The organism is Paenibacillus sinensis (assembly GCF_019904155.1).
GTDB classification, from domain to species: Bacteria; Bacillota; Bacilli; order Paenibacillales; family Paenibacillaceae; genus Paenibacillus_AQ; species Paenibacillus_AQ sinensis.
Window position 1 is genome coordinate 1 of record NZ_JAHCMB010000010.1, and the last position, 6,910, is coordinate 6,910.

At 44.4% G+C, this 6,910-nt stretch carries 5 protein-coding genes and 15 tRNA genes; 5 read left to right on the forward strand and 15 right to left on the reverse strand.

The genetic code is table 11. The features are described 5' to 3' along the window. The 5 genes from KIH86_RS00495 to KIH86_RS29940 form a co-directional block, all read left to right on the forward strand. The coding region (locus KIH86_RS00495) for an L-fucose isomerase (RefSeq protein WP_223110248.1) at positions 1–1,757 on the forward strand (1,757 nt) is incomplete at its 5' end. A gap of 27 nt (positions 1,758–1,784) precedes the next feature. After that, positions 1,785–3,215 carry a rhamnulokinase gene (locus tag KIH86_RS00500; RefSeq protein ID WP_223080982.1) on the forward strand — a complete coding sequence of 477 codons (1,431 nt, stop codon included), beginning with the start codon at positions 1,785–1,787 and terminating at the stop codon, positions 3,213–3,215. Positions 3,216–3,242: 27 nt separating this feature from the next. After that, positions 3,243–3,893 (forward strand): class II aldolase/adducin family protein, encoded by a 651-nt coding sequence (locus tag KIH86_RS00505; RefSeq protein ID WP_223080981.1) that lies wholly within the window; start codon positions 3,243–3,245, stop codon positions 3,891–3,893. Positions 3,894–3,908: 15 nt separating this feature from the next. Then, complete coding sequence (gene fucU / locus KIH86_RS00510; RefSeq protein WP_223080980.1) at positions 3,909–4,331, forward strand: L-fucose mutarotase; 423 nt, start codon at positions 3,909–3,911, stop codon at positions 4,329–4,331. 483 nt (positions 4,332–4,814) lie between these two features. Beyond that, positions 4,815–5,102, forward strand: a complete 288-nt coding sequence (locus tag KIH86_RS29940) for a tyrosine-type recombinase/integrase (protein ID WP_223080979.1) — start codon at positions 4,815–4,817, stop codon at positions 5,100–5,102. A gap of 22 nt (positions 5,103–5,124) precedes the next feature. On the opposite strand, the gene KIH86_RS00520 is transcribed toward KIH86_RS29940, so the two are convergent. From KIH86_RS00520 to KIH86_RS00590, 15 genes are all read right to left on the reverse strand, one after another. After that, positions 5,125–5,203: transfer RNA gene (locus KIH86_RS00520), tRNA-Leu, on the reverse strand. Positions 5,204–5,247: 44 nt separating this feature from the next. Further along, positions 5,248–5,321 (reverse strand) — tRNA-Cys (locus KIH86_RS00525). Between the two features lie 7 nt (positions 5,322–5,328). Then, positions 5,329–5,403, reverse strand: a tRNA-Gly gene (locus KIH86_RS00530). 4 nt (positions 5,404–5,407) lie between these two features. After that, positions 5,408–5,483, reverse strand: a tRNA-Gln gene (locus tag KIH86_RS00535). A 28-nt stretch (positions 5,484–5,511) separates the two neighbouring features. Further along, positions 5,512–5,587, reverse strand: a tRNA-His gene (locus KIH86_RS00540). A gap of 18 nt (positions 5,588–5,605) precedes the next feature. Further along, positions 5,606–5,679 (reverse strand) — tRNA-Trp (locus KIH86_RS00545). Between the two features lie 4 nt (positions 5,680–5,683). After that, positions 5,684–5,769, reverse strand: a tRNA-Tyr gene (locus KIH86_RS00550). A gap of 8 nt (positions 5,770–5,777) precedes the next feature. Beyond that, positions 5,778–5,853: transfer RNA gene (locus tag KIH86_RS00555), tRNA-Thr, on the reverse strand. Between the two features lie 18 nt (positions 5,854–5,871). Next, positions 5,872–5,947, reverse strand: a tRNA-Phe gene (locus tag KIH86_RS00560). A gap of 21 nt (positions 5,948–5,968) precedes the next feature. Then, a tRNA-Asp gene (locus tag KIH86_RS00565) sits at positions 5,969–6,045 on the reverse strand. A gap of 76 nt (positions 6,046–6,121) precedes the next feature. Further along, a tRNA-Met gene (locus tag KIH86_RS00570) sits at positions 6,122–6,195 on the reverse strand. A gap of 73 nt (positions 6,196–6,268) precedes the next feature. Then, positions 6,269–6,344 (reverse strand) — tRNA-Val (locus KIH86_RS00575). A gap of 118 nt (positions 6,345–6,462) precedes the next feature. Further along, a tRNA-Glu gene (locus KIH86_RS00580) sits at positions 6,463–6,534 on the reverse strand. Between the two features lie 13 nt (positions 6,535–6,547). Then, positions 6,548–6,639, reverse strand: a tRNA-Ser gene (locus KIH86_RS00585). 5 nt (positions 6,640–6,644) lie between these two features. Further along, a tRNA-Asn gene (locus tag KIH86_RS00590) sits at positions 6,645–6,720 on the reverse strand. Between the last annotated feature and the right edge of the window lie 190 nt (positions 6,721–6,910).

Below are 6,910 nucleotides of genomic sequence, written 5' to 3' on the forward strand. Positions count from 1 at the left end.
ATTATCCAAAAATAGGAATAAGACCAACTATTGACGGTAGAAGACGCGGTGTACGTGAATCTTTAGAAATGCAAACCATGGGTATGGCAAATCGTGTAGCCGCATTTCTAGAAAAAAACCTCAAATATCCTGATGGCACTCCGGTTCAATGTATTATTGCAGACACTACTATCGGAGGTGTTAAGGAAGCAGCAGCTTGCCAGGCTAAGTTTTATACGAACAATGTTGGCCTATCGATCACGGTCACTCCTTGCTGGTGTTATGGCTCAGAGACAATGGATATGGATGCAACTATTCCTCATGCAGTGTGGGGATTCAATGGCACTGAGCGCCCCGGAGCTGTTTATCTTGCAGCAGTGCTCTCGGCTTACGCTCAAAAGGGTATTCCTGCATTTGGTATTTACGGGGAGGACGTTCAGGAGGCATCAAGCGAAGAAATTCCACAAGATGTTCAGTCTAAGCTACTCCAATTCAGCAAGGCAGCTCTAGCAACTGCATTAATGAAAGGGCAATCGTATCTTTCTATGGGCTCCGTTTCTATGGGAATCGCCAGCTCCATTATTAACGAGGATTTCTTCCAAAATTACTTAGGTATGCGCAATGAATATGTGGACATGTCCGAGTTCGTTCGCCGCTTTGAAGAAAATATTTACGACAACAAAGAATTTGAAAAGGCTTTGCGCTGGACTCGGGACAACTGCATTGAAGGTGCTGATAACAATCCGAAGCAAAATCAGTTCAGCTCTGATGAAAAAAAGAAGCAATGGGAAACATGTGTCAAGATGGCTTTAATTGCTAAAGACCTCATGGTTGGCAACCCAAGATTGGCAGAACTAGGATTTGAAGAGGAAGCTCAGGGTCACAACGCAATTGTAGCTGGATTCCAAGGACAACGTCAGTGGACAGATCACTTCCCGAACGGTGATTTTATGGAGACAATGTTAAACTCCTCATTTGACTGGAATGGCAGACGTGCACCTTATATTTTGGCTACTGAAAATGATAGTTTAAATGGTGTAACCATGCTGTTTAACTACCTTCTAACAGGAACTGCACAAATCTTTGCTGACGTTCGTACCTATTGGAGCCCTGCCGCAGTCAAACGAGTAACAGGCTATGAATTGACTGGACCAGCTGAGGGTGGATTATTACATTTGATTAATTCGGGATCGGCAGCACTGGATGGAACAGGTGAACAGTCACGAGATGGTAAGCCAGCTATTAAGCCATTCTGGGAAGTTACAGATTCAGAGGCTTCAGCATGTCTTAAAGCAACAACATTCCGTGCAGCAACCCATGAATATTTCCGTGGTGGCGGCTTCTCAACTGATTATTTAACGAAAGGCGGAATGCCCGTTACAATGGCACGCCTGAATCTTGTCAAAGGTCAAGGACCAGTCCTACAAATTGCTGAAGGCTACACTGTTGATCTTCCACAAGATATCCACAAAACACTTGATGAAAGAACAGATCCAACCTGGCCAACAACTTGGTTTGCTCCTATCCTTACAGGTCAAGGTGCTTTTTCTTCTGTCTATGAGGTCATGAACAATTGGGGATCTAATCACGGAGCTATCAGCTACGGTCATATTGGTGCAGATCTGATTACACTTGCCAGTATTCTACGTATTCCAGTAAACATGCACAATGTAGCTAAAGAACGTATTTTCCGTCCGCGTGCGTGGAGCCTGTTCGGCACTGAACAAGCCGAATCAGCTGACTATCAGGCATGCCGCAATTTCGGACCGCTATATTAATTAAACTGTATAGGGCGGTACTGAAAAATGAATGAAAAAATTAATGTTTTAGCGGTAGATTTAGGAGCTAGTTCCGGCAGAGTCATATTAGGAGCTTACAATGGCGAGTCTGTCGAGATGATAATTATCCATAGATTTACCAATACACCACTCACTCATGATGGACAGTTGTACTGGGATGTGCCAACCCTACTATGTGAAATCAATAAGGGGATTCAACTAGCCAGTCAGGATTTTGGAAATATAATGAGCCTTAGTGTTGATACTTGGGGCGTGGATTATGGTTATATTGATAACAATGGTGAGTTAATTACAAATCCTCATCATTATCGAGATGAACGGATGAGTCGGCATCATGTTCAATTTGATGAACGATTACAACCCTATGATCAATTTCAACTGACAGGTAATCAACCGTCACTTATCAATACAGTCTACCAGTTATATGCCGACTTACAGGAAACTCCAGATATACTTAACCAAGCTAAGCATATTCTAATGATGCCTGACCTTATCCATTATTTTTTAACCGGTCATGCAGTAGCGGAAACCACCATACTCAGTACCAGTGCCTTGCTGAAGTCCGGGCAGAATGCCTTGTCAGAAGAAGTATTTAAACAACTTGGTCTTTCAACAAAGTTGTTACCACAAATCGTACCTGCTGGTACTGAAATTGGTACATTATTGCCTCAGATTGCCTCTCAGCTAGATACAAATGCATTTAAGATTATTGCTGGGGCATCTCATGATACTGCCTCTGCGGTTGCAGCTATCCCTTACAGAAACCGAGCTTCAGCTGCATTTATTAGCTGTGGCACTTGGTCTTTAGTTGGTAGAGAGACAAAACTACCTGTCCTAACCAAACAAGCTTATCAAAGCGGGTTTACTAATGAAGGTTGCTTTGGCGGGGATAATCGTATTTTGAAAAATATTAACGGTCTGTGGCTACTTCAAGAAAGCCAGCGTTATTGGGCAGATTGTGGGCAAGAGCTTAACCATGCTGACATCGTAAAGTTGGCTGAAGATCATGGAGCAACACATATGCGGATCGATCCAAATGACAAGCTTTTCTTTGTTCCTGGACCTATCCCCAAACTCATATCTTCATACTGTTTTAATCGGTATGGTTATGCCCCTAACAGTATCGGTGAGGTCGCACGTATTATTATTGAGAGCTTGGCAGATGCCTATGCAGAGGCGATTCAAGAATTGGAAAATTTAACTGATACACTAATTGATACCATTCATATGGTCGGTGGAGGGATTCAAAATACACTGCTTTGCCAATTAACTGCCGTAGCCACAAATCGGATAGTTATTGCTGGACCTATAGAGGCAAGTGCACTAGGTAACCTCCTAATTCAATTAAAGGTATTAAATAAATTAGATCTCACCTCAATACCTAATGTGATAACAGCATCTTCACAAGTGGTTGAATACTCACCTAAAGGCTTATAGATTTAACCAAAAAAGGAGATATACTTTATGGAAAACTTTGAACAACAGCTTCGTTTGCGAATTTGTGATATTGGTAGAAATTTGTTCAACAAAGATTTTATTGCAGCCAATGATGGCAATATTTCTGCTCGTTTATCAACCACCGAAATACTCGCTACACCAACAGGTGTAAGCAAAGGCTATCTTGAACCACATATGTTAGTAAAGGTAGATTTAAATGGTGAAGTGGTCGAGGCTCACGAAGGCTACAAGCCCTCAACAGAAGTTAAAATGCATCTTCGTATCTACAGAGAATTACCTGAAATGAACGGTGTTGTACATGCTCATCCTCCTTTTGCTACTGCATTCGCTATTAAAGGAGAAGCACTTGATAAAATGATGATGCCAGAGTCTGTCATCGCCATGGGTGATATTCCGCTTGCCCAGTATGGTACTCCATCCACTGAAGAAGTACCAGATTCAGTTATGCCTTTCCTTGGAAAGAAAACAGCAATTCTCTTAGAAAGTCATGGAGCGCTATCATGGGGTAAAGATGTCATGAGTGCTTATATGAATATGGAACGTCTTGAATATACTGCAAAACTGACATTTTTGACTCGCCAGCTTAATGGAGAAAGAGAGTTACCACAAAATCGCATTGATGAACTAATGGCACTACGTTCTTTCTATGGAATGTAAGGAGAGATGGCAAAAATGCTCAAAAAAATCCCACGATTATTGTCACCAGAATTAGTAAAAGCATTAATGGAAATGGGACATGGAGATGAAATTGTATTGGCAGATGCTAACTACCCTGCCCATTCTCATCATTCCAGAGTGATTCGAATGGACGCAATTGGAATTCCTGATCTGCTAAGTGCCATTCTGGAGCTACTCCCGTTGGATCACTATGCAGATCATCAACTATGTCTGATGGAGGTTGTTGCAGGAGATACTACTGTCCCCTCTGTCTGGAGACAATATGAAGACATTGTTGCAGAGCATGATGATGATGCCATATTTACCAAACAAGAGCGGTTCAATTTTTACAGCCGCTCTCAGACTGCCTATGCTATAGTAGTGACCGGAGAAACAGCGCTCTACGGAAATATTATTTTAAAAAAAGGTGTTCTGTAACCAGAATGCCGATAACAAGCACTAAAGCCAATCTCCAGAATTNTGCACTTTATTGCTAATTACTACACTATCAAAGAAAAAGCTAGGGAAGAACCCCTAGCTTTTTTTGTCTTGATTCTTTCTCCCGCATTAACCGTAAACATCTCCAACCATAGCTAAGTTACATAATTAGATCTCAATTCTTTAATAAAGTCTAATTTGTCCTGTGGCATTAGTTCTGCCTGAACATCCGATACGTCAACAGTCAACTATCGAACTATAACGGTCAAGCATACTGTTACTGTCGCATCACTCAACGGGAAGCTCATTACGATTGTAAGTGACCGCACGAAGAACAAGTCAAGTTGAGACAGACGTACGCTTCCCCTTGTAGATGCGTTCTACGACCTCCTGGTGCGCCTCAAACAGCAACAAGAGTTGAACCGAAAGGTCTGTGGGGATTCTTTTTTTACGGAGTATCTGGCCTACCTTAACGTGGATGAGATGGATTACCTTTTAAAGCTAAATTATATTTCGCAACATTTGGGTCTCGTCCTAAAAAAGAATAGGATGTGCCATATTCGATTCCACATTCTTCGGCATAGTTGTGCTACTTTGCTTCTGGCCAATGGAGTGAGTATGAAGGAAGTTCAAGAATGGTTGGGTCACAGCGATTACTCGACAACAGCAAATATATACGCACATTTGGAATTCAGCTCGAAAATTGGTTCTGTAGAAACCATGAACAAAATAATAAATATAAAAAAAGAGCCGGAAATCACCCGAAAGTAATTTCACAACCCTGTTTAAGTAGTGCCGGTGAGAGGACTCGAACCTCCACGGTTTCCCTCACGATTTTGAGTCGCGCGCGTCTGCCATTCCGCCACACCGGCGCGGATAATGAAAAACATAAAAATTCCGAAATCATAAAAAGCAATGGAGGCGCCACCCAGATTCGAACTGGGGATAGAGCTTTTGCAGAGCTGTGCCTTACCACTTGGCTATGGCGCCGTAATAATGGAGCGGACGACGGGAATCGAACCCGCGACCCTCGCCTTGGCAAGGCGATGCTCTACCGCTGAGCCACGTCCGCATAATGGCTGGGGATATAGGATTCGAACCTATGCAATGACGGAGTCAAAGTCCGTTGCCTTACCGCTTGGCTAATCCCCAACATGAAGCTTATTCTTTGTAAAAAATATGGGGCGATCGATGGGACTTGAACCCACGAATGCCGGAGCCACAATCCGGTGCGTTAACCCCTTCGCCACGACCGCCATATTCAAATAAAAAAGTGGCAGGGGCAGCAGGAATTGAACCCACACTAACGGTTTTGGAGACCGCTGTTCTACCTTTAAACTATGCCCCTAAACTGGTGGAGGATGATGGATTCGAACCACCGAACTCGTAAGAGAACAGATTTACAGTCTGCTGCGTTTGGCCACTTCGCTAATCCTCCAGAACAAATGGTGCCGGCGAGAGGACTTGAACCCCCAACCTACTGATTACAAGTCAGTTGCTCTACCAATTGAGCTACACCGGCATATTCAATTGTCAAATATGGTGGCTCGGGACGGAATCGAACCGCCGACACGAGGATTTTCAGTCCTCTGCTCTACCGACTGAGCTACCGAGCCGTACCATGTTCCATAATTAAATGGCGGAACCGACGGGATTCGAACCCGCGATCTCCTGCGTGACAGGCAGGCATGTTAGGCCTCTACACCACGGTTCCACGTTTAAGTACTGCTGGGGTCCCCGGAAAGCAATCGGAATACGCTACAAAGCATATCTTCACTTTTTGGGGATAATTGCGGGGGCAGGATTTGAACCTGCGGCCTTCGGGTTATGAGCCCGACGAGCTACCGGGCTGCTCCACCCCGCGTCAGTAAAAGTATAAAGTTGTTATAAGCCCCCTGGAAGCAATCGGAATCCCTTCACTTTTTGGGGATGATCTATGGTGGAGGCTGAGGGGTTCGAACCCCCGACCCTCTGCTTGTAAGGCAGATGCTCTCCCAGCTGAGCTAAGCCTCCATATTGGTGACCCGTAGGGGATACGCCTCGCAAACGAGCCGACTGCGATGTATTCCTTACGATGTCTATGCTCCGACGAACCTTTAGGGGTTCTCATCCCCATTCGAAGAAGCAAATATGACCCGTAGGGGATTCGAACCCCTGTTACCTCCGTGAAAGGGAGGTGTCTTAACCCCTTGACCAACGGGCCATACAAATAATAGTGGCGGAGAGAGAGGGATTCGAACCCTCGAGACGCTTTTGACGCCTACACGATTTCCAATCGTGCTCCTTCGGCCAACTCGGACACCTCTCCATAAATGGCTCCCCGAACAGGACTCGAACCTGTGACAACTCGATTAACAGTCGAGTGCTCTACCAACTGAGCTATCAGGGAACAATATTCAATTCAAGCTTGATCGCCTGAAAACTGGATCGAAACGAATCTTGCGTTTTGCCCTTATCGGGGCCCCTGCAAAGTACTCGGAATCCGCTTCGTCAGCGTCTTCTTCACTTTTTGGGGTAGTTTTGGATAAGCCCTCGACCGATTAGTACTGGTCAGCTCCATGCATTGCTGCACTTCCACC

Excerpts from the sequence above, each read along its gene's own strand:
- KIH86_RS00500 (WP_223080982.1), top strand. The coding sequence starts at position 1,785 with ATGAATGAAAAAATTAATGTTTTAGCGGTAGATTTAGGAGCTAGTTCC.
- KIH86_RS00505 (WP_223080981.1), top strand. The coding sequence starts at position 3,243 with ATGGAAAACTTTGAACAACAGCTTCGTTTGCGAATTTGTGATATTGGT.
- fucU (WP_223080980.1), top strand. The coding sequence starts at position 3,909 with ATGCTCAAAAAAATCCCACGATTATTGTCACCAGAATTAGTAAAAGCA.
- KIH86_RS29940 (WP_223080979.1), top strand. The coding sequence starts at position 4,815 with ATGGATTACCTTTTAAAGCTAAATTATATTTCGCAACATTTGGGTCTC.